15 protein-coding genes are annotated in these 20,912 nt (G+C 61.1%); 10 read left to right on the top strand and 5 right to left on the bottom strand.

Translation table 11 applies throughout. The annotated features are described in order from the left end of the window. Nucleotides 1-324 precede the first annotated feature (324 nt). The 3 genes from folD to C266_RS01400 all read right to left on the bottom strand — a co-directional run bounded on the left by folD (nucleotide 325) and on the right by C266_RS01400 (nucleotide 4,637). The gene (folD, locus tag C266_RS01410; protein WP_010807273.1) at nucleotides 325-1,179 is read right to left on the bottom strand and encodes a bifunctional methylenetetrahydrofolate dehydrogenase/methenyltetrahydrofolate cyclohydrolase FolD; all 855 of its coding nucleotides are present in this window, start codon (nucleotides 1,177-1,179) and stop codon (nucleotides 325-327) included. A gap of 333 nt (nucleotides 1,180-1,512) precedes the next feature. Next, a complete protein-coding gene (locus tag C266_RS01405) occupies nucleotides 1,513-2,157 on the bottom strand; it encodes a response regulator transcription factor (RefSeq protein WP_010807272.1) in 645 nt (214 codons plus the stop codon). Beyond that, nucleotides 2,154-4,637, bottom strand: coding sequence for a PAS domain S-box protein (locus C266_RS01400; RefSeq protein WP_036661084.1), 2,484 nt, complete (start codon nucleotides 4,635-4,637; stop codon nucleotides 2,154-2,156). Before C266_RS01400 ends, C266_RS01405 begins: the two co-directional genes overlap by 4 nt. A gap of 342 nt (nucleotides 4,638-4,979) precedes the next feature. On the opposite strand from C266_RS01400, the gene aceE reads away from it, so the two are divergent. The 4 genes from aceE (at nucleotide 4,980) to lpdA (ending at nucleotide 11,848) form a co-directional block, all read left to right on the top strand. Then, nucleotides 4,980-7,667, top strand: a complete 2,688-nt coding sequence (gene aceE, locus C266_RS01395; RefSeq protein WP_010807270.1) for a pyruvate dehydrogenase (acetyl-transferring), homodimeric type — start codon at nucleotides 4,980-4,982, stop codon at nucleotides 7,665-7,667. A gap of 97 nt (nucleotides 7,668-7,764) precedes the next feature. Further along, a complete protein-coding gene (aceF, locus tag C266_RS01390) occupies nucleotides 7,765-9,408 on the top strand; it encodes a dihydrolipoyllysine-residue acetyltransferase (RefSeq protein WP_010807269.1) in 1,644 nt (547 codons plus the stop codon). Nucleotides 9,409-9,491: 83 nt separating this feature from the next. After that, nucleotides 9,492-10,073, top strand: a complete 582-nt coding sequence (locus C266_RS01385; RefSeq protein WP_010807268.1) for a 20S proteasome subunits A/B — start codon at nucleotides 9,492-9,494, stop codon at nucleotides 10,071-10,073. Nucleotides 10,074-10,093: 20 nt separating this feature from the next. Beyond that, a complete protein-coding gene (lpdA, locus tag C266_RS01380; protein WP_010807267.1) occupies nucleotides 10,094-11,848 on the top strand; it encodes a dihydrolipoyl dehydrogenase in 1,755 nt (584 codons plus the stop codon). A 418-nt stretch (nucleotides 11,849-12,266) separates the two neighbouring features. Here the strand turns inward: lpdA and C266_RS01375 are convergent, their stop codons facing one another. Continuing rightward, nucleotides 12,267-12,827, bottom strand: a complete 561-nt coding sequence (locus C266_RS01375; RefSeq protein ID WP_010807266.1) for a phasin family protein — start codon at nucleotides 12,825-12,827, stop codon at nucleotides 12,267-12,269. Nucleotides 12,828-13,304: 477 nt separating this feature from the next. Here C266_RS01375 and C266_RS01370 point away from each other — a divergent pair, with 477 nt between their 5' ends. The 4 genes from C266_RS01370 (at nucleotide 13,305) to pbpG (ending at nucleotide 17,547) form a co-directional block, all read left to right on the top strand. Further along, nucleotides 13,305-14,246, top strand: coding sequence for a histone deacetylase (locus C266_RS01370; protein ID WP_036660907.1), 942 nt, complete (start codon nucleotides 13,305-13,307; stop codon nucleotides 14,244-14,246). 92 nt (nucleotides 14,247-14,338) lie between these two features. Continuing rightward, nucleotides 14,339-15,232, top strand: a complete 894-nt coding sequence (locus C266_RS01365; protein ID WP_010807264.1) for a DMT family transporter — start codon at nucleotides 14,339-14,341, stop codon at nucleotides 15,230-15,232. 129 nt (nucleotides 15,233-15,361) lie between these two features. Further along, nucleotides 15,362-16,093 carry a nitroreductase gene (locus C266_RS01360; protein ID WP_051126103.1) on the top strand — a complete coding sequence of 244 codons (732 nt, stop codon included), beginning with the start codon at nucleotides 15,362-15,364 and terminating at the stop codon, nucleotides 16,091-16,093. A 188-nt stretch (nucleotides 16,094-16,281) separates the two neighbouring features. After that, nucleotides 16,282-17,547 carry a D-alanyl-D-alanine endopeptidase gene (gene pbpG / locus C266_RS01355; protein WP_010807262.1) on the top strand — a complete coding sequence of 422 codons (1,266 nt, stop codon included), beginning with the start codon at nucleotides 16,282-16,284 and terminating at the stop codon, nucleotides 17,545-17,547. A gap of 77 nt (nucleotides 17,548-17,624) precedes the next feature. Here the strand turns inward: pbpG and C266_RS01350 are convergent, their stop codons facing one another. Beyond that, complete coding sequence (locus C266_RS01350; RefSeq protein ID WP_010807261.1) at nucleotides 17,625-18,455, bottom strand: IclR family transcriptional regulator; 831 nt, start codon at nucleotides 18,453-18,455, stop codon at nucleotides 17,625-17,627. 359 nt (nucleotides 18,456-18,814) lie between these two features. On the opposite strand from C266_RS01350, the gene C266_RS01345 reads away from it, so the two are divergent. Together C266_RS01345 and C266_RS01340 are read left to right on the top strand one after the other, a co-directional pair. Then, nucleotides 18,815-20,038: a hypothetical protein gene (locus C266_RS01345; RefSeq protein ID WP_144265669.1), complete on the top strand. Its 1,224-nt coding sequence runs from the start codon at nucleotides 18,815-18,817 to the stop codon at nucleotides 20,036-20,038. A gap of 110 nt (nucleotides 20,039-20,148) precedes the next feature. Beyond that, entirely contained in the window at nucleotides 20,149-20,874 is a 726-nt protein-coding gene (locus C266_RS01340; protein ID WP_010807259.1) for a (Fe-S)-binding protein, read from the top strand. The last annotated feature ends 38 nt before the right edge of the window (nucleotides 20,875-20,912 follow it).

Raw genomic sequence — 20,912 nt, 5'->3', positions numbered from 1 at the left:
GTCCACTGGAAGGGGCTTACAAGGAGTGTGGGGGCATCCAGTCGAATTTTCCAGTCGTTTTTTTCAACTGGTACGATTGAAATGGCTGATGGGGAACCGCCTGAAACCCCCTGTCGGGCATGCGTTCGCCGGGTTTTGCTGGGTAGCGGCGACGGCGGCTGAGGACGCTGCCGATACGCGATACAGACAGGATTTTCGGGACATTCTGACCCTGGCATCGGCCCTTTCGCGTGGGGCACTGGCGCGGGGCCTGGAAAAACAATAAGGGCGCAGCCGGCCTGTCGGTCGGCTGCGCCCTGCGAGTAGCGCGGAACTGCCTGACGCTCAGGCGCCGAGCGCGCGCTCGGCTGCCTCGATGGTATTCACGAGGAGCATGGTGATTGTCATCGGACCGACACCGCCCGGCACCGGCGTGATGAAGCCGGCGACATCCTTGACGCCGTTGAAATCGACATCGCCACACAGCTTGCCTGCGTCATCGCGGTTCATGCCAACGTCGATCACCGCTGCGCCCGGCTTGACCATGTCGGCCGTGACGATGTTGCGCTTGCCCACGGCTGCGACGATCACGTCGGCGTTGCGGGTGTGAGCTGCCAGATCGCGCGTCTTGCTGTTGCAGATCGTGACGGTGGCGCCAGCCTGAAGCAGCATCATGGCCATCGGTTTGCCAACGATGTTTGATGCACCGATCACCACGGCCACTGCCCCACGCAGCGGGAAATCCACCGATTCCAGCATTTTCATGCAGCCATACGGCGTGCAGGGGCGGAATAGCGGCGCGCCGGTCATCAGGGCGCCGGCATTCGAAACGTGAAAGCCGTCGACATCCTTTTCCGGAGCGATAGCCTCTAGCACCTTGTGGCTGTCGATATGCTTCGGCAGGGGCAGTTGCACGAGGATGCCGTTGATCTTCGGATCGCGGTTGAGTTCATCGATGCGGGCGAGCAGGGCGCTCTCCGTCAGGCCGGCCGGGTAGCGGTCGAGCGACGAATGCAGGCCGTTGTCTTCGCAAGCCTTGACCTTATTACGTACGTAGACCTGGCTGGCAGGGTCCTCGCCGACCAGAACCACGGCAAGACCGGGCTGATGGCCACGGGCGGTGAGGGCGGCGGCGCGCGTGGCAACTTCGGCGCGAATGCGTTTGGCGAGGGCGTTGCCGTCGATGAGGGTGGCGGTCATGATGCGTGGGTATCGTATGAAGGAAGGGGGCTGGCCCATAGGGCCGGATACGGCAGCGACAGTCAGGCGGTGACAGACGCGAAGACCGTATTATAACGGCGCGCCGGAACGGGCGGGAGGGGGCAAGTTGCCCCGGAACGAGCATCGATGGGCTTGCCTTCGGCTGTCATTCGGCCGCCTGGGAAGCGAAGTGCTTCGTCGAATTGGCGTCGCTCGATATTGATGGCGAGCGACGCCATGCAAATGCGGCCGGAAGACAATCCACCGGCCGCTAATCCGACACCCCGTCAGTGGGCCGACGCGGTGCGATGCATACGGCAGTCTACGACACGGTCAAGGGCGAGGTGAGCCGCTTGAGCGCTTGGAGAGTGCAAGGCGGAGCAAGTCGGCGACGGTATTGACGTTGAGCTTCTCCATGATGTTGGCACGGTGTGCCTCGACCGTTTTGATGCTGATGCCAAGATCATCGGCAATCTGCTTGTTCAGGCGGCCGGCAATAATGCGCTCCAGCACCTGATGCTCGCGGCTCGTGAGCTTCGAAAGCAGGTCTTCGGCAGCTTGCTGCTCACGTTGGCTGCTCGCGTCTTGCCGGGCCTTCGAGAGCATCCGTTCGACTTGAGCGCGGAGTTCCGCTTCGTCAAAAGGCTTTTCGATGAAGTCCATCGCACCTTTTTTCATCGTGTCGACCGCCATCGGCACGTCGCCGTGGCCCGTCACGAAGATGATCGGAATGTTGAACCGGTTTTCGACTAGTTTTTCCTGTAGCTCGAGCCCGCTCATGCCGGGCATGCGAACATCGAGAATCAGGCAGCCCACCTGATGTCCGTTGTAGTGCGAAAGAAACTCCTCTGCGCTTGCAAAGCCTCGCACATGATAGCCATTGGCCTCGAGAAGCCAGCGAAGCGAGTCACGGACCGCTTCGTCGTCATCGACAACGAAGACGGTTTCTTGGTCAATATTGGTGTTGGGTGTCGTCATAGTCCTCCCCCGGATCCGGATGTCGTATCGCCTTCTAACGGTAACAGAATACAAAATGTACAACCATTCCGCACGCCATCGATTTCATTGTTTTCTACCCAAAGACGGCCGTGGTGCGATTCGATGATCGAACGGCAGATGTTCAGGCCCATGCCCATGCCGTCCGACTTAGTACTAAAAAAGGGTTCAAACAATCGTTCGATTGTCGCTTCGTCTACGCCGGGCCCGTGATCCGAGACCTGGAATTCGACCGATTTGTCGCGACGTTCCACATGCAGACGCACCGTGGAGTCACGTCGCTGGCCTGGCGGCGGCGTGTAGCCGTGCATCGCCTCGGCGGCATTCTTGAGCAGGTTCACGATCACCTGTTCGATGAGAACCGGATCGACGTTGATCTGTGGCAAACCTGCGGGCAACTCGGTGACGATGCGAATGCGGCGTTTGCGCGCCTCGATCTCGGCAAGGCCCACGGCATCCGCCACGATCTCATAAATCGATGACGGTTGGCGCTTCGGTTCGCTGCGTTTTACGAATGCCCGGATCCGCTTGATGATCATGCCTGCGCGAACCGCCTGTTGGGATGTTTTCTCCAGGGCAGGCAACAACGTTTCCGGCGAGGTGCGGCCGGCACGCACGAGGGCCGCAGTGCCCATGCAGTAGTTATTGATGGCGGCGAGCGGCTGGTTCAGTTCGTGGGCGAGCGACGAGGCCATCTCGCCCATCGTCGTCAGACGTCCGGTGAACTGCAGGCGCTCTTCTTCCTGACGGGCCAATTCTTCCGCATGACGCCGCGCCGTAATGTCGGTTGCCACCTGCAACTGTGCCAAATGGCCGTCCACCCACTGAATATATTGGCGTCGGACTTCGAACCATTTCTGATGCGCGGGCAGATAGATTTCCTGCGTCTCGGCCGCCGTGTCGGTAAGCGAGGCCGCCGGCAATCCGGCAAACGCGTCGACCATGTCGATGTGGTCGAGCGAGGCCGGCGAGAGTTCGCCACCGCCCGACAACTCCAGATGGCCTTCAGGGCGCGTGCCGAACAATTGGCGGTAGTAGCGGTTCGCAAACAGCAACTCGGCCTTGTCGACGGCGAGCACGGACACCGACGCGTCAAGGCTTTCGAGCACGGTCGTAAAGCGCTCGTGGGCTGCGGCGAGTTCCTCACGTGCCCGCTTCGGTTCGCTGATGTCGGTCAGCGAGGACATCCAGCCTGTCTGGCGGCCATGCGCATCCACGAGCGGTGAGACGAACATGCGTGCGTAGAAGATCGTGCCGTCCTTGCGCTGCACACGAATTTCGAACCCGTGCGAGGGGGCCTTGCCGCGCAGCGTCATGTCAATGCGACGCTGCATCTCGTGGATGTCGTCCTTGGGCCAGTAAGGGTAGGGCGGTGCCCGGTTCATGAGGTCTTGCTCATCCCACCCCGTCATCCGGCAGAACGCCGGGTTCACATAGGTGATATGGCCCTGAAGGTCGAGCACCCGCATGCCGATCACGATGGAGTTTTCCATCGCTCGCCGGAACGACGTTTCGTTGAACAGCGCTTGTTGGGCCTCGAATCGTTGGCGCGTATGCCGCCACAGGCTCCAGAGACTCCAGAGGACGAAGCAGGACAATCCGGCAATCAACCAGACCAGTGTGTTGTTGACGAAATTGCCGACCGCCGGATACGAATAGATCCGTACGGCGAGGCTGTGGCCGGGCGGGTCGAGCAGTAACTCGTACGAGACGTCGCGTGGCAGAGGCGGTCGTGTCGATGTCGTCGCCAACTCGTTGTTGTGGGTGTCGATGAAGGACACTTTGAATTTGTCGCCAAGCTCTTGCGGCAATTCGTGAATCAGCAGGCCCTCGACGGAATACACGGCGCTGATCGTGCCGAGGAATTCACGTTCGCGCAGCACGGGGACCTGAACGACGATGTAGCTCGCGCCGGACGCGTCGTAGATCAACGTGGAATAGGCCGATCGGCGCGAATCGCGGGCGGCACGAAATGCGACCAGGAGTTCGTCCTCCATCGGATGCTGAGCCGATCCCTGCAAACGCGAAGCGAAAGGCGAGTCGGCCGGCACTGCCCACTTCGGGCGTTGCGACGCATCGAGCCAGTTCATGAAGACGATGTCCGCATGATTCTGCATCAACTCGCTCGCCGTATTCTGGAAGTGCGCAACGTCCTGCGGCTTTGCCGCCGTATCGCGGGCAAGTGAACTGATCTGGTCCTGAATGGCCAGCATATTGAGGCGGATCTGCTGCTGCGCCCAAGCCACGTTCCGATACAGCGTGTCCTGCTGCTGCTCCGTCTCTCGCCGATTCAGGCTCCACAGGATCAAACTCATCACCACGAGGAAGATCACAATGGAGACCAGCGGGACCAGCAGGTAGTAATGCGACTCCGCGAACCCCTGCAACCAGCGATTGGAGCGGGCAGGCGCGGTGGCGGACCGGGACGGCGGAGCGGAGTTGGCAAGGCGTGGCGAAAGCATGGCGAGATTGTAGCGCAGGCGCGCCGGTTTCCCTCTGCCGCGACCTGTTAAGGATGGCTTTTCGGAAGGGTCCGATGTTTTCGGTAAGACACCAGCGCAAAGTGCAACGGAGACCGATCGGTACGCTTTCAAATCGTGGTGTGATAGTGCCCGCAACCCTTTGATTTTATGTGCACTGCAACAGAATTCCGTATTATGAAATTTGCTATCGTAATCTGAAATTTCGCTTGCGGAGGCAGGAATAACCTTCGTACAATGCCCCGGTAAAAAAGCCGGTGGGCCCGTCCATGAAGCGGGTATCGACCGTTACGCCAACCCGCTAACGACAGACAAGGAGACACCATGTCCGCCGTACCTGAAGAAGCCCTGAAGATCGTATCCCCTGCGGACGCTGATCCCCAAGAAACGCAAGAATGGCTGGCCTCGCTCGAAGGCGTGCTGGCTGCTGAGGGCCCGGAACGTGCCCACTACCTGCTCGAGAAGCTGATCGAGTTCGCTCGTATCAATGGCGAACATCACCCGTTCTCGGCCAACACCCCCTATATCAACACCATCCCCGTCGAACAGCAGGCCCGTATTCCGGGCGATCAGGATGTCGAGCACAAGATCCGCTCGTACACCCGCTGGAACGCGATCGCGATGGTGCTGCGCGCCGGGAAGGACACGAACGTCGGCGGCCACATCGCTTCGTTCGCCTCGGCGGCAACGCTTTATGACGTCGGTTTCAACCACTTCTGGCACGCACCGTCCGACAAGCACGGTGGCGATCTGGTCTTCGTGCAGGGGCACTCGTCGCCGGGTGTGTACAGCCGTGCATTCCTGCTGGGCCGTCTGGAAATGACCCAACTCGAAAACTTCCGTCAGGAAGTGGACGGTGGCGGTCTGTCGTCGTACCCGCACCCGTGGCTGATGCCGGACTTCTGGCAATTCCCGACGGTGTCGATGGGGCTGGGCCCGATCATGGCGATCTACCAGGCTCGTTTCATGAAGTACATCGAGTCGCGCAACATCGTGAAGACCGACGGCCGCAAGGTCTGGGCATTCCTTGGCGATGGCGAGACGGACGAGCCGGAGTCGCTGGGTGCCATCGGCATGGCCGGTCGCGAGCAGCTCGACAACCTCGTGTTCGTGATCAACTGTAACCTGCAGCGCCTCGATGGCCCGGTGCGCGGTAACGGCAAGATCATCCAGGAACTCGAGTCGGAATTCCGTGGTGCCGGCTGGAACGTCATCAAGGTCATCTGGGGCAGCCGCTGGGATTCGCTGCTGGCCCGTGACAAGAAGGGCCTGTTGATGACGCGCATGATGGAGTGCGTGGACGGCGAGTATCAGACGTACAAGTCGAAGGATGGCGCCTACGTGCGCGAGCACTTCTTCAACACGCCGGAACTCAAGGCAATGGTCGCCGATTGGTCCGACGAGGACATCTGGGCGCTGAACCGCGGTGGCCACGACCCGCACAAGATCTACGCAGCGTATCAGTCGGCCACGCAACACAAGGGGCAGCCGACCGTTATTCTGGCCAAGACCATCAAGGGTTATGGCATGGGCGAAGCCGGCCAGGCCATGAACATCACCCACCAGCAAAAGAAGATGCCGGTGGAGTCGCTCAAGAAGTTCCGCGACCAGTTCAAGCTGCCGATTTCGGATGATCAGATTGTCGAGGTGCCGTATCTGAAGTTCGAGGAAGGCTCGAAGGAACTGGAATACATGCGCGCTCGCCGCATGGAGCTGGGTGGCTACCTGCCGCAGCGCCGTACCAAGGCCGCTTCGCTGCCGGTGCCTGCGCTGGGTGCGTTCGACGCACTGCTTAAGGCGACGGCAGAAGGCCGCGAGATTTCCACGACGATGGCGTTCGTGCGTATTCTCAACGTGCTGCTCAAGGACAAGGCGCTGGGTCAGCGTATCGTGCCGATCGTGCCGGACGAGTCGCGCACCTTCGGTATGGAAGGCCTGTTCCGCCAGATCGGTATCTGGAGCCAGGTGGGGCAGCGTTACATTCCGCAGGATCAGGATCAACTGATGTTCTACCGCGAATCCGAAAGCGGTCAGATTCTTCAGGAAGGCATCAACGAAGCCGGCGGTATGTGCGACTGGATCGCTGCCGCGACGTCGTACTCGACGCACGGCGAGACGATGATCCCGTTCTACATCTTCTATTCGATGTTCGGCTTCCAGCGTATTGGCGATCTGGCCTGGGCGGCCGGCGATATGCGTGCTCGCGGCTTCCTCGTGGGTGGCACGGCCGGTCGTACGACCCTGAACGGTGAAGGTCTGCAGCACGAAGACGGACACTCGCTGTTGTGGGCGTCGTCGATCCCGAACTGTCTGCCGTACGATCCGACGTTCGCGTACGAACTCGCCGTGATTGTTCAGGACGGTTTGCGCCGCATGGTGCAGGATCAGGAAGATGTGTACTACTACCTGACCGTGATGAACGAAAACTACGCGCATCCGGCCATGCCGGAAGGCGTGGAGCAGGACATCCTGAAGGGGATGTACGCGTTCCGTCGCGGTGCAGACAACAGCAAGGCGCCGCGCGTGCAACTGCTGGGTTCGGGCACGATCTTCAACGAAGTGATCGCCGCCGCCGAAATGCTCAAGGACGATTGGGGGGTCGAATCGGATCTGTGGGGCTGCCCGAGCTTTACGGAGCTGGCCCGCGAAGGCAACGATGTCGCGCGCTACAATCTGCTGCACCCGACCGAGACGGCGCGTCTGACGCATGTCGAGAAGTGCCTGAACGATACCCGTGGTCCGGTCATCGCATCGACCGACTACATCCGTACGTACGCTGACCAGATTCGTCCGTTCGTCCGTGGTCGTTACGTGGTGCTTGGCACCGACGGCTATGGCCGTTCGGATACGCGTGAGAAGCTGCGTCACTTCTTCGAGGTGGATCGTAACTGGGTCACGGTCGCTGCCCTCAAGGCGCTGGCCGATGAAGGCACGCTGCCGGCGAGCAAGGTCGCCGAAGCGATTGCCAAGTACAACCTGGATCCGAACAAACCCAACCCGATGACCGTCTAAAGGCCGCTTCGCGCGGTGTGCGCGACCGTCAGCCGCCCCTTGGCGGCAGGCGGGTGCACGCCGCACGTCAAGCGCAGCCTCGAGGAGACTGTGGAAAATGAGTCAAGTGATCGAAGTGAAAGTCCCGGATATCGGTGACTTCAAGGACTTGCCCGTCATCGACGTGCTGGTCAAGGCGGGCGACAAGATCGATGCCGAGCAGGCCCTGATCACGCTGGAGTCGGACAAGGCCACCATGGACGTGCCCAGCCCGGCCGCCGGTACCATCAAAGCGTTGAGCCTGAAGGTCGGCGATGAAGTATCCGAGGGTTCGCTGATTCTGACGCTCGAAACAGCGAACGGCTCGGGCGCCCAGGCAAACGGTGCCGCTGCCCCCGCGCCAGCCCCGCAGGCCGCTGCCCCGGTATCTGCACCAGCGCCGGCCGCCAGCGGCGGTACGAGCACGATCGACGTGAAGGTGCCGGACATCGGTGGTTACGACGATGTGCCCGTGATCGACGTGTTGGTCAAGGTGGGTGACACCGTGACGACCGAGCAATCGCTCGTCACGCTGGAATCCGACAAGGCATCGATGGACGTGCCGAGCCCGGCGGCAGGTGTCGTCAAGGAACTGAAGATCAAGGTTGGCGACAAGGTGTCGGAAGGCACGTTGATCGTTGTGCTCGAAGGTGCTGCCACGGTGGCTCCGGCTAAGGCCGCAGCACCGGCGCCGGCACTCACTCCGGCTGCCCAGAGCGCGGCACCGGTAGCGCCGGCTCCCGCCGCTGCTCCGGCGCCTGCCGCCGGGCCGGCGGTTGCTGCTGCGGCCGGCAATCAGCCGATCAGTCACGCCAGCCCGTCGGTGCGTAAGTTTGCCCGTGAACTGGGTGTGGACATTACGCAAGTGAAGGGCTCGGGTCCGAAGGGCCGCGTGGTCGTTGACGATGTGCGCAATTTCGTCAAGAGCGCACTCGCGGGCAACCGCCCGGCGGCTGCGGGTGCCGCACCGGCGGGGGGGGGCGAGCTGAATCTCCTGCCGTGGCCGAAGGTCGACTTCTCGAAGTTCGGCCCGGTCGAGCCGAAGGCACTTTCGCGTATCAAGAAGATTTCGGGCGCGAACCTGCATCGCAACTGGGTCATGATCCCGCACGTCACGAACAACGACGAAGCGGATATCGGCGAACTCGAAGCCTTCCGTGTGCAGTTGAACAAGGAAAACGAAAAGGCCGGTATCAAGGTGACGATGCTTGCTTTCGTTATCAAGGCCTGCGTCCTGGCCCTGAAGAAGTTCCCCACGTTCAACGCGAGCCTCGACGGCGACAACCTCGTCTTCAAGCAATACTTCCATATCGGCTTCGCGGCAGACACGCCCAACGGTCTCGTTGTGCCCGTTGTTCGCGATGCCGACAAGAAGGGGGTGTTCGAGATCGCACGTGAGACCTCGGAACTGGCCAAGCTCGCTCGCGAAGGCAAGCTCAAGCCGGATCAGATGCAGGGCGGTTGCTTCTCGATCTCGTCGCTCGGCGGTATCGGGGGCACGACCTTCACGCCGATCATCAACGCGCCGGAAGTGGCGATTCTGGGCTTGTCGCGTTCGTATCAGAAGCCGGTGTGGGACGAGCGCAAGCAGCAGTTCCTGCCGCAACTGACGCTGCCGCTGTCGTTGTCCTACGATCACCGTGTGATCGACGGCGCCGAAGCCGCACGCTTCAACGCCTACCTGGGCCAACTGTTGCAGGACTTCCGTCGCGCAATGCTGTAACAGGCGGACGCCGCCGGTAGCGCATAGGCGCAAACCGGCGGCGCTCGCGCGACAGCTTCAGGATCTGGACGGGGAGGAGCATCATGACCACCGTGGTAGTCGTCAAGAAGGCAGGCGAGATCGCCATTGCCGCCGATTCGCTCGTGACGTTCGGCGACACAAGACTCTCGCAATCGTACGAGGAGAATCGCAAGGTTTTTCTCGTGGGCGATTCCTATGTCGGCCTGGCCGGCACGACCGCGCACTTTCCGGTCATGCGCGCCATTCTTTCCGGTATGGCAGACGAGTGCCGTCTGCACTCTCGCGACGAAGTGTTCCGCACGTTCTGTCGCGTCCATCAGAAGCTCAAGGAAGAGTATTTCCTCAACACGAAGGAAGAGGAGGACGATCCGTACGAGTCGTCGCAGATCACCAGCGTGATCGCGAATCCGACGGGTATTTACGGGGTCTATTCCTACCGGGAAGTGTTTGTTTTCGATCGGTTCTGGGGGATCGGTTCGGGGCGCAACTTCGCGCTCGGTGCCATGTATGCCCTCTACGACCAGGATCTGAGCGCTAGCGCCATCGCCGAAGCGGGCGTGAAAGCGGGGGCGGAGTTCGACAAGAGTTCCGCCGGCCCGTTTCAGGTGCATGCGTTTCCGATCGATACCACCATCAAGTCATAAATGCGACAGGGAGACCCCGCATGAGTCTCATCGAAGTCAAGGTACCGGACATCGGCGCAGAGGGCGTGGATGTCATCGAAGTGATGATCAAGCCGGGCGACAAGATCGCCAAGGAAGCGTCGCTCATTACGTTGGAATCCGACAAGGCCTCCATGGAAGTGCCGTCCGAAGTGTCGGGCACGGTCAAGGAGGTGAAGATCAAGGTGGGCGACAAAGCCAGCCAGGGCACACTGATCGCGCTGATCGAAGCCGATGATGCGGGGGCCGCCAAGGTCGCCGCTCCGGCGGCTGCGCCGGCACCGGCAGCGCCCGCTGCGCCTGCGGCTCCCGCGCCGGCCGCCGCCAAGCATAGCGGCGGCGCAGATACCGAATGCGACGTGCTCGTGCTGGGTGCCGGTCCGGGAGGTTACTCGGCCGCGTTCCGCAGCGCTGACCTGGGCCGCAAGACGGTGCTCGTCGAACGCTACGCAACGCTCGGTGGTGTGTGCCTGAACGTAGGTTGTATTCCGTCGAAGGCGCTGCTCCACACGGCGGCCGTCCTCGAAGAGGCGCAATCGCTGGGTCATCACGGCATCTCGTTCGGGAAGCCCGAAGTCGATCTCGACAAGCTGCGCGCCTATAAGGAAAGCGTTGTCGGGAAGCTCACGGGCGGTCTGGCCGGCATGGCCAAGATGCGCAAGGTGGAAGTCGTGCGCGGCGTAGGCAAGTTCCTCGACCCGAACCATATGGAAGTCGTGGCCGAAGATGGCAGCAAGCGTACGGTGAAGTTCGCGCAGGCGATTATCGCTGCGGGCTCGCAGGCGGTGAAGTTGCCTTTCCTGCCGGAAGATCCGCGTATCGTCGATTCGACCGGCGCGCTCGAGTTGCGCCAATTGCCGAAGAAGATGCTGGTGATCGGCGGGGGCATTATCGGTCTGGAAATGGCGACGGTCTATAGCGCCCTGGGTACCGAGATTGACGTTGTGGAAATGCTCGATGGCCTGATGCAAGGTGCTGACCGCGATCTGGTCAAGGTTTGGGAGAAGATGAACGCGAAGCGATTCGGTCGCGTCATGCTCAAGACCAAGACGGTGGGTGCCGAGGCCAAGCCCGATGGCATCTATGTGAAGTTCGAGGGCGAAGCTGCACCGGCTGAGCCGCAGCGCTACGACCTCGTGCTGGTCGCGGTGGGCCGCAGCCCGAACGGCAAGAAGATCGGTGCCGAGAATGCGGGCGTGTCGGTGGGCGATCGCGGCTTCATCTCCGTCGACAAGCAGATGCGCACGAATGTGCCGAATATCTTCGCGATCGGCGACATCGTGGGGCAGCCGATGCTTGCGCATAAAGCCGTACACGAAGCGCATGTGGCGGCCGAAGCGGCGGCAGGAGAGAAGGCATACTTCGATGCCATCCAGATTCCGTCTGTGGCCTATACCGATCCGGAAGTGGCTTGGGCCGGCAAGACCGAGGACCAACTGAAAGCGGAAGGCGTGAAGTACGGCAAGGCCGTGTTCCCGTGGGCAGCATCGGGCCGCGCTATCGCCAATGGCCGCGACGAGGGTTTCACGAAGCTGTTGTTCGACGAAGAGACGCATCGCATCGTTGGCGGCGCGATCGTTGGCACGCATGCGGGCGATCTGATTGGTGAGCTGTGCCTGGCCGTCGAGATGGGGGCAGACGCCGTCGACATCGGCAAGACGATTCACCCGCACCCGACGCTGGCCGAATCGATCGGCATGGCAGCGGAGATCTACGAAGGCGTTTGCACCGACGTACCGCCTGCGCGCAAAAAGTAACTCGCGTCGGCACTGGCGCTTGGCATCGAGTGTCGAGCATTTGCGGTGCAAGCGTCGAAGGCCGATGCGCTGGCGGACGCCCTCAATCGCGCCGTTCGCCATTGTGGCGTCTGCCAGAAGAAAGCCGTCATCCCATTCAGGGGTGGCGGTTTTTTTATGTGCGGATGTCGGCGGCGAAATGTCTGGCGCGAACGCCTGCCGCATGCGTCGCGACTGGCGTTCGATCGACCCCGTCGCGGCGGGAAGGGCACAGGAGCGGGGGACGTCAAACCGCTGCCCCAAAAAGAAACCCGGCGCGGGCCGGGTTCGAAAGGTACTTAAAGTACCGAGGAGACAACTGGGTGTCGCTGTATCACTTTGAGACACAGCGACAGATTTTCAAGCGTCCCTCGCGACAGCGCTATAAAAGCGCTATCGATTACTTCTTGGTGCTGGCAGCGCGCGAAGCCTGAGCGGCAGCCTTCGATGCAACGTTGGTCGCAGCAGCGAAGTTCGTCTCAGCGATCTCCACGGCTTGCTTGGTTGCCTTCTGCACGCTGTCGAAAGCGCTATTGGCAGCCGACAGTGCCGACTTGGCGAGTGCAACCGCCGACTCGGAACCGGCCGGGGCGTTCTTGGCCAGGTTGTCGAACAGCGCTTGGACATTGTGCGAGCCTTCAGCCAGTTGGGCTTCAGCCACCTTGGTCACTTCAGCTTGCGTCGACGAAGCGATTTCATACAGGTGGCGGCCGTACGCGAGTGCCTTTTCGGCAGCCGGCTGGACGAGGTTGGCTTGCAGAGCGAGCAACTCTTGCGCGTCCTTCACAGCGAAAGCCTTCTGCGCGGTCGAAGCGGATTCGGCCAGCGATGCCTTGACGGCTTGCAGGTTCAGCTCGACCAGCTTTTCAACGCCTTCGAAGGCTTTGTTGGTCAGGCCAAACAGGGTTTCGAGGTTGGCTTTATGGGCGGCAGCGAGTTGCTCGGGGGTCAGAAACGACATGGCGTTCTCCTATGGTGTCATACACAACATATCGACCCACTCCGTGTTCGCTGGTTGGTTCTCACCTTATGTCGGTGAAAACACGGTTGGGGCCTCTCAAATCGATGCATTCTCTTTTGTGCATCGCACAATTGCAAGTGTAGAGATATTTTTGGCAGTGTCAAGTCTTTTTTGTGCGCCGCAGCAATTCAACAAAAGCTTACAAAATCAAAAGCTTGAGATCCCATCAGGGGCGAGTGACACTGCGTCGCGGCGACGTTTTCACGCTCCCCGGAGAGCCTTGATTGGTGCGGTTTTGCACTGTTTTGGCGCCCGGCGCACCATGCACGGCGATGGTACTATCAATAGGTTCCGGCACCGGCGGGACGGTAACGCATGCAAGATTGCTCTCGCTTTCGAAGGGGGCGCGTGCTGTCCGCCAGTGCCGATATTCTTCACCGCCTTTTTGCGTGCCGCATCTGCCGGCCACTCGCGTCGATGCAAGCGTTTTACAGCGACCATTTCGTCTTGCCATTGCCGCCGGGGCATCGGTTTCCCATGGAGAAGTATTCCCGTCTGCGCGAACGCGTTACCGGCGAACTCCCGGAAGTCGCGCTGGCCGAGGCCTTGCCCGCAGACGACGCGATGCTGGGTCGCGCCCATTCGCGGGAGTACGTGGCGCGCGTGAGCGCCGGTGAGCTGAATCCGAAAGAGCAGCGCGATATCGGATTTCCGTGGTCGCCGCAGATGGTCGAGCGCTCGCGCCGGTCTGCCGGGGCGACAGTGGCCGCCTGCCGTGCCGCGCTCTCCGATGGCGTGGCCGTGAATCTCGCTGGCGGCACCCATCACGCGTATGCCGATCGTGGGGAAGGGTTCTGTGTATTCAACGACGCCGCCGTCGCCGCCCGCACGATGCAGGCCGAACTCGGCCCCCACACCCGTGTCGCGATCATCGATCTCGATGTGCATCAAGGCAACGGCACCGCCGCCATTTTCGAGCGCGACCCCAGCGTCTTCACGTTGTCGCTGCACGGCGAACACAATTATCCGTTTCATAAGGCGAACGGCGACCTCGATGTGGCGCTGCCCGACGGCTGCTGTGACGACGAATATCTCGTCGCGCTCGGTCATGCGCTGACCGATCTTTTCGCGCAGTTCACGCCGTCGCTCGTGATTTATCTCGCGGGGGCCGATCCATTGGAAAACGACCGGCTCGGCCGGCTGGCCCTGACGCAAGATGGATTGCTCGCGCGCGACCGTCGTGTATTGACGGCGTGCGCCGAGCGGGGACTGCCGGTCGCTATCGCGATGGCGGGTGGCTATGGCCGAGACATCGGGCAGACGGTCGCCGCGCATTTCGCCACGATCCGACTCGCCAGCCAATTCCAGCGCGCGAGCCGCCGTGTCTTCCGCGCGCCGGCGGGCGGCGTTCTCGTATGAGCGAGCGTCAAATGGCAGCCCGGCCCCCCTCGCATTCGGCCAAGGGGCACGCAACGGCGAGCAACGCACGCCTGAGCCTCTGGAGCGCGACCATGCCATGGTGGTTCGTGCTGATCTGGAGCACGGGCTTTATTGTCGCCAAATACGGCATGCCGAATGCCGAACCGCTGACGTTTCTGGCGTTGCGCTTCGGCGGCACGCTGCTGGTCATGCTGCCCGTCGCGTTGTTGACGGGCACACCTTGGCCCATGCGGCGTGAGGGCGGCGGCGCCGGGCGCATCGACTGGCCGCTCATTGCGCATCTTGCCGTGTCCGGCATCCTGATCCAGGCGGTATATCTCGGCGGCGTGTGGGCCGCGATCAAACAGGGCGCACCGGCGGGACTGGCAGCATTGATCGTCGGTATTCAGCCATTGCTGACGGCACTTTTTGCGCGCGTGGTCGGCGAGCCGGTCTCGCGACGCCAATGGCTCGGGCTGCTGTGTGGATTTGTCGGCGTTGGGCTGGTCGTTGCCAACAAGGTCGGTGTTCGCGGCATCGGCGTGGGTCCCGTGGCTTTGTGTGTGCTGAGCCTGTTCGCGATTACGGCCGGCACGCTCTATCAGAAACGTTTCTGTGCGCATTTCGATTTGCGCGTCGGTACGCTCGTGCAGTTCGGCGCGGCTTTCGTCGTGACGCTGCCCGCGGCGTGGGCGCTTGAAACCATGCAAGTGCGCTGGAACGTTGAAATGCTTGGCGCGCTCGCATGGTCGGTGCTGGCGTTGTCGATCGGTGCAATTTCTTTGCTGTTTTTGCTGATCCGGCATGGTGCCGCGACCAAGGTTTCCAGCCTTATGTATCTGACGCCGCCGACCACCGCTGTCATGGCCTGGCTGCTGTTCGGCGAGATGCTGTCACCGCTGAGTGCTGCCGGGATGGTCGTTGCGGCCCTCGGCGTTGCGCTTGTGATCGAGCGGCGGGCGGTGCCTGTCGCGTCAGCGTCTTGAGCCAGACGCCATTTCCCTTTCATTGTTTGGCGCGAGCAAAAGTCTATGAAACAAGAACACCCGCGTGCGCAAGCTGCGCAACCCTCGCAAAGCGACAACGCCCCAACATCCGGCCTGCCCATGCAACCCATGGTTGGGGAAAGTACCCATCGCCCGGCTGTCAACGATAACGCCAGGCTGCGCGTGGAATATGTTGACGAGGCGATTCGCAGCCGGCGTTCGATTCGAGCCTACCTGCCGACGCCCGTGCCGCAGGCTACCGTGGCGGACATTCTTTCGGTTGCGTCGCGTGCGCCTTCGGGCAGCAACATTCAGCCGTGGCAGACCTATGTGCTGTCCGGTGAGGCGTTGAAGTCGCTCACGACGCGGCTGTTGGACGCGTTCAACGACCCGGCCCAGCGATTGATGCACCAGGAGGAGTACGCGTATTACCCGCGCGAGTGGAGTGAGCCTTATCAGGCGCGTCGTCGCAAGGTGGGATGGGATCTGTATAGCCTGCTGGGCATCGGGCGCGCCGATAAGGAGCGCATGCACGGGCAGCACGCACGTAACTTCACGTTCTTCGGTGCGCCGGTGGGTTTGATCTTTACGATCGATCGGCATCTGGAGCAGGGCAGTTGGCTGGACTACGGTATGTTCCTGCAAAGCGTGATGGTCGCGGCGCGCGCGCGAGGGCTCGATACCTGTCCGCAGGCGGCGTTTGCCACGTTCCACCAGGTCATTTCGGCGGAACTGCGATTGCCCGAGACCCGGATGGTCGTGTGCGGTATGGCGTTGGGTTACGCAGATCCGGAGGCGGTCGAGAACCGGCTCGTCACCGAGCGTGCGCCTCTGAATGAGTGGGCGCATTTTTTGAACTGATTGATATCAAGGGATTGGCATAATTTGGCAAATTTTGGCGATCATGTGATTTTTTGCGTTGCGTCGCACAAAACTGCCAGATGCCGGTTTAAGTATTTCCGCTAAGTCATTCATATTGCTTATTTTTTCGGAAGTTACTAAACTTCTCACAACCTCGTTGTCTGCCAACCTCACGCTACCCCCAATTTATGTACGCGATCACGACTCTTGCGCGTCTGTGCCGCTCCCGCCTCTGGGGTGCTGCCGTCGTGGCGATTTCACTCGCCGCCGGTACCCCGGCAGTCACTTACGCCGCTGGTAAGACGAGCGAATGCTCGCCCAAGACGGCCAAGACTGCTGCCCAGAAGCGCGCATGTGCCAATCCTAAAGCGACGAAAGCCGTCGCCGCTTCCAAAACCGGTGCCAAAGGTGCCGTCGCCACGACCGCCGCTCGCGATACCAAGAGCGTGAAGGCGGGCGGCAAGGCGCGTAAGCTGGCCACCGTCGACGACGACGCTGCTGCCAAGCGTGTCGCCGTCAAACGTGTCGTCTACAAAAACGGCAAGCGCCGTGTCGTGACGTCGTATCGCACCGTCAACTTTACGCCGCAAGCACCGGAGCGTCTGTCGACGGGCCGTGCGTTCGGTCTGCACGAAACGCCTGACACTCTCGCGCTGCGTTCCTCGGTGGCTTATGTGATTGACGAGCGCACCGGCGAGTCGCTGTTCGACAAGAACTCGCAAGCGGTGCTGCCGATCGCCTCGATCTCGAAGCTGATGACGGCGATGGTGTCGCTCGACGCCGGTATCCCGATGACCGACGTCATGGAAGTGACGGACGAAGATCGCGATTACGAAAAGGGCACAGGTTCGCGCCTGTCGGTGGGTTCGCGCCTGTCGCGCGAAGACATGCTGCACATTGCGCTGATGTCGTCGGAGAATCGTGCGGCCGCTGCGCTGTCGCGCTACTTCCCGGGGGGCCGTCCCGCCTTCCTGGCGGCGATGAATCGCAAGGCCAAGCAACTCGGCATGAACGACACGCACTTCAACGATCCGACGGGGTTGTCGAGCCAGAACGTGTCGAGTGCGCGTGATCTCGTGAAGATGGTCAAGGCCGCTTATCAGTACCCGATGATTCGTCGTTTCTCGACGGATACCAATTACGACGTCAATACCGGCCGCCGTGAATTGCACTACGTCAGCACGAATCACCTGATCGGTCATCCGGGCTGGGAAATCGGTCTGCAGAAGACGGGCTATATCAACGAAGCGGGTCAATGCCTCGTGATGCAGGCCAATGTCGAAGGCCGTCCGGTGATCATGATTCTGCTTGATTCGACCGGCAAGTATTCACGCTTCGCCGACGCCACGCGCGTTCGCAAGTGGCTGCTCGATGGCGGCGGCACTACGCCGCAGCGTACGGCGGGCACGACGCCGACGGCACAGGTCGCAACCAACAGCGAACACGCGCTGTAAGTCGTGTCTCGTTAAGTTGCGCGGCGCACGTCGCGCCAACTATGAAACAAAAGGCGCTCCCTCGGGAGCGCCTTTTGTTATTCGGCCGTGCTGTTCTGCGACTGACTGCTGCCGCCAGCATCCGGGTTCGGCACGTGAAAGCCCAGCGACGTCGAAATGTGCAACGCAGTCTCGTTCAGGTTGGCGAGCCACGCGTCCTGTAAGCGGTCGGCCGGCGCAGACAGCGAAAGCCCCGCAACGAGCTTGCCGCTATCGTCGTAGATCCCTGCCGCAATGCATCGCACACCCAGCTCGAGTTCCTCGTTATCGCGTGCATAGCCCGACTTACGCACGTGAGTCAGTTCACGCTCGAGCTTTTGCAGATCGGTGATGCTATTGCGTGTATGTCCAGACAGGCCGGTGCGTGCGGCGTAGGCGCGTACGCGCGAGGCTTCGTCGGCGGCGAGGAAGAGCTTGCCGACCGAGGTGAGGTGCAACGGCGCATGGCCGCCGATGGCGCGCACCACCTGCATGCCCGAGCGCTCGCTATAGGCACGCTCGATGTAGACGATTTCGTCGCCTTGACGTACCGATAGATTGACCGTTTGACCGGTAATGCGATGCAGACCGCGCATCGGCGCGAGCGCGGCATCGCGTACCGACAGGCGCGCTTTGACCAGATTGCCGAGTTCGAGCAGACGCATGCCGAGACGGTACGTGCCCGGATCGCAACGATCGACAAAGCGGCAAGCCACCATGTCGTTCAGGATGCGGTGCGCGGTCGACGGATGAAGCTCGGTAGCTTGCGCCAGTTCCTTGAGGCTCACGGGATCGGCGTGGCCGGCAAGGGCATCGAGCAGACGCATCATGCGCTCGATTACCTGAATGGACGTGCGCGACTCCGCGCCTGGATTGCTTTCGTCTTTCATGGGGTAGGGCCGAGTTTCGTATAGAAGTGATTCTATATCATATTGTGAAAAATTCGCAGAGTTCGCATAGAGGACTTCTGCGAAAAATCCAGCCGTCCGATGCGCTGGCGCCATCGACGGTTGACGCATCTGGCGCGTCCAGCGAGCCGTAACGGGCGTGTTACAGGAAAGCGTCGTTGCCGCAGTAACTGCCGGCCTAAACCAAAAGTGGTCTTTCGCTCGCGTGCCTATCATTCCCTTGCCATTTAATTCGGTGTCTGACCGGATCGGAAGATGTGGTCGGCATCATAAAGGAGGCGCTGGGAATGTATGGGTATGTTTATGCGCCGGCGGCCCCATGGTCGCAGGGGAAGTGCGAGTTGAAGCAGAAGGCCGCCACAAGCGGAAAGTCGATTGCCGAGAAGCACGAGGAAATCGTCCGGCAGTTTCAACAGATTGCAAACACAAAGGCGCAGTTGGGATTGAGCAGTGAGTCGATCACCCGGCTGGAGAGCGCATTTGCTTCGACGTACAAGAAGGCGACCTCAGGCTACTGGGGAGGCGGGCTTTGGGACGGGTTCTATCGTTACACGTCCAACCCCAGCCGTCAGGGGTTGTACTTCCTGGTTGGCGAGCAGTTGCATGACCGCGATATCGACAGTCTCACACCGTCTGCCAGGCGGTTTTCGATGATCCTGGGGCATTTGGCGGATGCGCTGCGCAAAGAAGAGGAGATGCTGCAAAAATGCGGCGAGATGGTTGAACGCTCGACGGCGCTCAGGAGTGCGACTTTTGAGGACGCCGCTGCGCAAAGAGCCGAGTACGCGAAGATCGGTGCGGAGTGTATGGACGTTCTGGCCGAAGTCGAGCAGTGCCTGAACGCTGCACGCGAGACGATCAGGTGCGGGTCGAAGGAGGTGTGGCCGGAGAGGAAGCATTTCGGCAAGCGCTTTGCGATGTCGGCCGTCCTGTATTGCATCGCGGGTGGCCTTGCGATTGCGGCGCTGATTGCGTCGAGCGGCACACTCGCCATCGTCGGGGTGGTGTTGGCGATAGTGATTCGTGTCGTCAGTCTGGGAAGCATTCGCGGGTTCGACCGCGAGCGGGGGTGGAAGTCTGTCGAGAGTCTGTTGGCGAGTGCAAAACAACTTATTGAAACGGAGGGGGCAACGATGAAGACGTATTTGGATATCAGCGACCGGCGTGCTGCTTTGGCGCGTGAGGACATGATGTGGAATCTGCTGCAGGATGTGAGGACCCAGACGCAAGGTACGGATGCCCGGGTCAGCGCCATGGCGGAGCAAATGAGCGGCGTTGTTTCCAGTGTGGACTCGCTGCGAGGCGATGTCAGGCGGCAATCCCAGGCATTAAACACGACGCAAGAAACGCTGGTGTCTGGCTTCAGTGCGGTTGAGCGCAAGCTCGACGATTTCAGAACCGATCTGCAGCGGCTGTCGCGTTTGCAAGAGGTCACGTCAATGCGTTCGGCGATGGTAGCGCTCTCCACATTCCCTGCGGGCGATGCATCGTACCGCAACCGGCAGATGCCCGAACGCGCGAATTCCTGGAGTCCATATACACACGCCGGCGCTCGCATGGCCTAGTCGGCGGTGAGCGTCTGCGCACATCTGCGCGAGATGCGGGAATCCACGCTGGGCCGGTTCGGCCCAGCGACTTATAATGGCGCATTATTCCCGAATAGAGGATTCCCCCAATGCGCGTCGGACTCTTTGTCACGTGTCTGATCGACATGATGCGTCCGGAGATCGGTTTCTCGACACTCAAGCTGCTCGAGACAGCCGGCTGCGAGGTCGTGATTCCCAATTCCCAGACTTGCTGCGGTCAGCCCGGCTACAACTCTGGCGAACGGGCCATCGCCCGCGATCTCGCTCAGAAATTTCTCGATGAATTCGAATCGTTCGACTATGTCGTCGTGCCATCAGGGTCATGCGGCGGCATGGTCAAGGCGCATTACGGCGATCTCTTTGCCGACGACCCCGAACTGATGGGGCGTTACGAGCGGCTGCGTCCTCGTGTGTTCGAGCTGACCGATTTTCTCGTCAACGTGCTGCACGTCGATACGGTGCCCGGCGATTACAACGGCGAAGTCACGTATCACGACGCCTGCTCGGGGCTGCGTGAGCTTGGCGTCAAGGCACAACCGCGCGCATTGCTCGCAAAAATGCCCGGCGTGAAGATGACCGAGATGAAGGACTGTCAGGCTTGCTGCGGCTTCGGGGGTACCTTCGCGCTCAAGTACGGCAACATCTCGACGGCCATCGTCGACGAGAAGTGCGCCAATATCGCAGCGAGCGGTGCACCGGCAGTGGTGCTCGGCGACCTCGGGTGCATGCTCAACATCGAAGGGCGTCTGCGCCGCACCGGCGACACGAAGACGCGCGTGCTGCACATCGCTCAGGTACTTGCCGGCGATGCGTGAGTTCGCCGCAGTCCTCCCGACAATCACGCTTGTGCGCG

The organism is Pandoraea sp. SD6-2, assembly GCF_000389825.1.
Classification (GTDB): domain Bacteria; phylum Pseudomonadota; class Gammaproteobacteria; order Burkholderiales; family Burkholderiaceae; genus Pandoraea; species Pandoraea communis.
This window is presented reverse-complemented; position numbering and strand designations above follow the sequence as displayed.

Excerpts from the sequence above, each read along its gene's own strand:
- folD (WP_010807273.1), bottom strand. The coding sequence starts at position 1,179 with ATGACCGCCACCCTCATCGACGGCAACGCCCTCGCCAAACGCATTCGC.
- C266_RS01405 (WP_010807272.1), bottom strand. The coding sequence starts at position 2,157 with ATGACGACACCCAACACCAATATTGACCAAGAAACCGTCTTCGTTGTC.
- C266_RS01400 (WP_036661084.1), bottom strand. The coding sequence starts at position 4,637 with ATGCTTTCGCCACGCCTTGCCAACTCCGCTCCGCCGTCCCGGTCCGCC.
- aceE (WP_010807270.1), top strand. The coding sequence starts at position 4,980 with ATGTCCGCCGTACCTGAAGAAGCCCTGAAGATCGTATCCCCTGCGGAC.
- aceF (WP_010807269.1), top strand. The coding sequence starts at position 7,765 with ATGAGTCAAGTGATCGAAGTGAAAGTCCCGGATATCGGTGACTTCAAG.
- C266_RS01385 (WP_010807268.1), top strand. The coding sequence starts at position 9,492 with ATGACCACCGTGGTAGTCGTCAAGAAGGCAGGCGAGATCGCCATTGCC.
- lpdA (WP_010807267.1), top strand. The coding sequence starts at position 10,094 with ATGAGTCTCATCGAAGTCAAGGTACCGGACATCGGCGCAGAGGGCGTG.
- C266_RS01375 (WP_010807266.1), bottom strand. The coding sequence starts at position 12,827 with ATGTCGTTTCTGACCCCCGAGCAACTCGCTGCCGCCCATAAAGCCAAC.
- C266_RS01370 (WP_036660907.1), top strand. The coding sequence starts at position 13,305 with ATGCAAGCGTTTTACAGCGACCATTTCGTCTTGCCATTGCCGCCGGGG.
- C266_RS01365 (WP_010807264.1), top strand. The coding sequence starts at position 14,339 with ATGCCATGGTGGTTCGTGCTGATCTGGAGCACGGGCTTTATTGTCGCC.
- C266_RS01360 (WP_051126103.1), top strand. The coding sequence starts at position 15,362 with ATGGTTGGGGAAAGTACCCATCGCCCGGCTGTCAACGATAACGCCAGG.
- pbpG (WP_010807262.1), top strand. The coding sequence starts at position 16,282 with ATGTACGCGATCACGACTCTTGCGCGTCTGTGCCGCTCCCGCCTCTGG.
- C266_RS01350 (WP_010807261.1), bottom strand. The coding sequence starts at position 18,455 with ATGAAAGACGAAAGCAATCCAGGCGCGGAGTCGCGCACGTCCATTCAG.
- C266_RS01340 (WP_010807259.1), top strand. The coding sequence starts at position 20,149 with ATGCGCGTCGGACTCTTTGTCACGTGTCTGATCGACATGATGCGTCCG.